At 25.7% G+C, this 2,642-nt stretch carries 2 protein-coding genes and 1 pseudogene; 2 read left to right on the top strand and 1 reads right to left on the bottom strand.

Annotation, left to right across the window (positions count from 1 at the left end; translation table 11 throughout):
• Nucleotides 1-69: 69 nt before the first annotated feature.
• Nucleotides 70-786, bottom strand: coding sequence for a bacillithiol biosynthesis deacetylase BshB1 (gene bshB1 / locus Q0352_RS09620; RefSeq protein WP_299527083.1), 717 nt, complete (start codon nucleotides 784-786; stop codon nucleotides 70-72).
• A gap of 237 nt (nucleotides 787-1,023) precedes the next feature.
• Between bshB1 and Q0352_RS09615 the strand changes: the two genes are divergently transcribed.
• Entirely contained in the window at nucleotides 1,024-1,872 is an 849-nt protein-coding gene (locus Q0352_RS09615; protein WP_299527081.1) for a Two component regulator three Y domain protein, read from the top strand.
• Between the two features lie 367 nt (nucleotides 1,873-2,239).
• A pseudogene (locus Q0352_RS09610) lies at nucleotides 2,240-2,642 on the top strand (Two component regulator three Y domain protein); the annotation flags it as partial.

Below are 2,642 nucleotides of genomic sequence, written 5' to 3'. Positions count from 1 at the left end.
CAACTGAGCTACAACCACCATATTGCGGATGCAAATGTAAAACATTTCTGTTTTATTTCAAACATTATTTTAAAATAAATTATCTAAACTTTTTACAGCCACATAACGCTCTGTTGTGAAGCCTTCTGCATAATCTACTCCTATCAACCTACCTAAATCCTGAGCCCTATATTTAATACTTTCCAAAAAGTTTTTGCTTGAAATTGGAGAACTAGGCTCTTTACTTTTGGGATCATAGAATTGAGAACCGTATGCCATAACTGCGTTCATCTTAATTTCAACAAAATCGGTAACGTCAACAACAAAATCAGGTTCTAAATTTTTCCATTGAATATAATGGTATACTTGTTTTGGCCGCCAAGAATCTTGACTTACACCATTTAATACCGTTTTAATTTTTGATAAACCAGCTAAAAAACAAGCATCAGATACTAACTTACTTCCTTTTGGATGATCAATATGCCGATCATCAACAGCATTACACAATACAATTTTTGGTTTATATTTTCTAATAATTTTAATAATCTCAAGCTGATGCTTTTCATCATTTATAAAAAACCCATCTGCAAAAGCTAAATTTTCTCTTATGGTAACTCCTAAAATTTGAGCTGCATCTAGAGCTTCTTTATCCCTAATTTCTGCTGACCCTCTTGTTCCTAATTCGCCTCTAGTTAAATCTAAAATTCCGACTTTTTTTCCTAAAGAAATTTCTTTTGCAATGGTTGCCCCACAACCTAATTCTACATCATCTGGATGAGCACCAATTGCTAAAACATCTAACTTCATAAATTTTATTCTTTTAATATATTAACAAATATAGTGATTTTCAACACCTTATTTAAGTTAGCGAAATTCAAAAAAAATATTTTTTCAATTAAAATGATCAAAAAACAAAACGTATAAATATTTTAACAAATGGTGAATAAAACATAACAAATGGTAAAATATATTTGGTAGATTAAAAATAATTAATTACTTTAGCTAAAGATTTCAAATATAATTAACCCCATAGTCCCTAAAATTATGAAAAAATCAACCCTAATAACATTGTTCTTTTTTACAATAGCCTCAGTTACATATTCTCAAATTTCAGATTTAGAAAAAAATGCATTAATTGATTTATATAACTCAACTAATGGTGAAAATTGGAATAGCACTTGGGATTTAGAAAAAAATGTAAATACTTGGCACGGTATAACTGTTGAAAATAACACAGTTACCGAAATAAATTTAAGTATGAATAATTTGAATGGACAATTACCTACTTCTATTGGTGATTTACAATCGCTTCAAAATTTGAATTTAGGTTTTAATAAAATAAATGGAAATATTCCTAACGAATTAACTACAATTACTTCTTTAACAAGTCTTCAATTATTTATGAATCAATTAGAAGGTGATATTCCTTCAAATATTGGAAATTTAGTAAACTTAAAAGAACTTGTTCTTTTTAATAACTTATTAAGTGGATATTTACCAGCTTCAATTTATAGTATTAAAACTCTTGAAACTATTCATGTAAGTAGTAATAATTTATCTGGACAACTTTCTACAGAAATTGGAAATTTAACAAATTTAAAAACTTTAAGTATTTTTGATAATTCATTATACGGGACCATCCCTTATACAATTGGTAACCTTACAAATTTAAAAGAATTGACTTTAGCTAATAATTTATTTGAAGGTGAAGTTCCATTTGAATTAAGCAACCTAAAATATCTTGAAACATTACTTTTAAATAATAATAGATTTATTGGATCTATTAATAAATCTATAAAAAACTTGCCGAGACTTACAAATCTTGATTTTGAAAACAATCCAAGAAATATTGAAGCTTCAACAAATACGCTAACATCTAATTTACAACAGTAATAATTTAGTTTATATAATTACAATTTTGTTTAAAAAAAAGTCACTCATTACAGAGTGACTTTTTTTTATTCGTAAATATCAATTTATCATAAAATTGTTTTAAAAAAAAACATTAATATAATGGAGATGAAAATTAAACATTGGCTAAATTATATCTATTATTAACTAATCTGAATCTTAATTTATTAAGAAAATTTTCTTCTTAATTCAAACTCTTTAAAAACTTCTACTCTAATAAATATACACTTTTTAATAATAAACAGTATGAAAATACTAACAAATGGTATTTTTATTTGGTAGATTGAAAATGATTATATACTTTAGCTAAATAATTATAAGATTAGTTAAACCTCTAAACCTATTGAAAATGAAAAAAATAGCCCTAATAACATTGTTCTTTTTGACATTAGCTCAGTTTTCATATTCTCAAATTTCAGATTTAGAAAAAAATGCATTAATTGATTTGTTTGAATCAACTAATGGTGACAATTGGAATAACACTTGGGATTTAGACAAAGATGTGAATACTTGGCACGGTATAACTGTTGAAAATAGTACAGTTACCGAAATAAATTTAAGCATGAATAACTTAAATGGACAATTACCTACTTCTATTGGTAATTTAAAATCCCTTAAATATTTGAATTTAGGTTTTAATAAAATATATGGAAATATTCCTAATGAATTAACTACAATTACTTCTTTAACAAGTCTACAATTATTTATGAATCAATTAGAAGGTGAAATTCCTTCAAATATTGGTGATTTAG

The sequence above is a fragment of the uncultured Lutibacter sp. genome, assembly GCF_937891065.1.
GTDB lineage: Bacteria > Bacteroidota > Bacteroidia > Flavobacteriales > Flavobacteriaceae > Lutibacter.
The sequence above is the reverse complement of the archived record's forward strand: the minus strand, read 5'-3'. Positions and strand labels throughout refer to the sequence as shown.

Excerpts from the sequence above, each read along its gene's own strand:
- bshB1 (WP_299527083.1), bottom strand. The coding sequence starts at position 786 with ATGAAGTTAGATGTTTTAGCAATTGGTGCTCATCCAGATGATGTAGAA.
- Q0352_RS09615 (WP_299527081.1), top strand. The coding sequence starts at position 1,024 with ATGAAAAAATCAACCCTAATAACATTGTTCTTTTTTACAATAGCCTCA.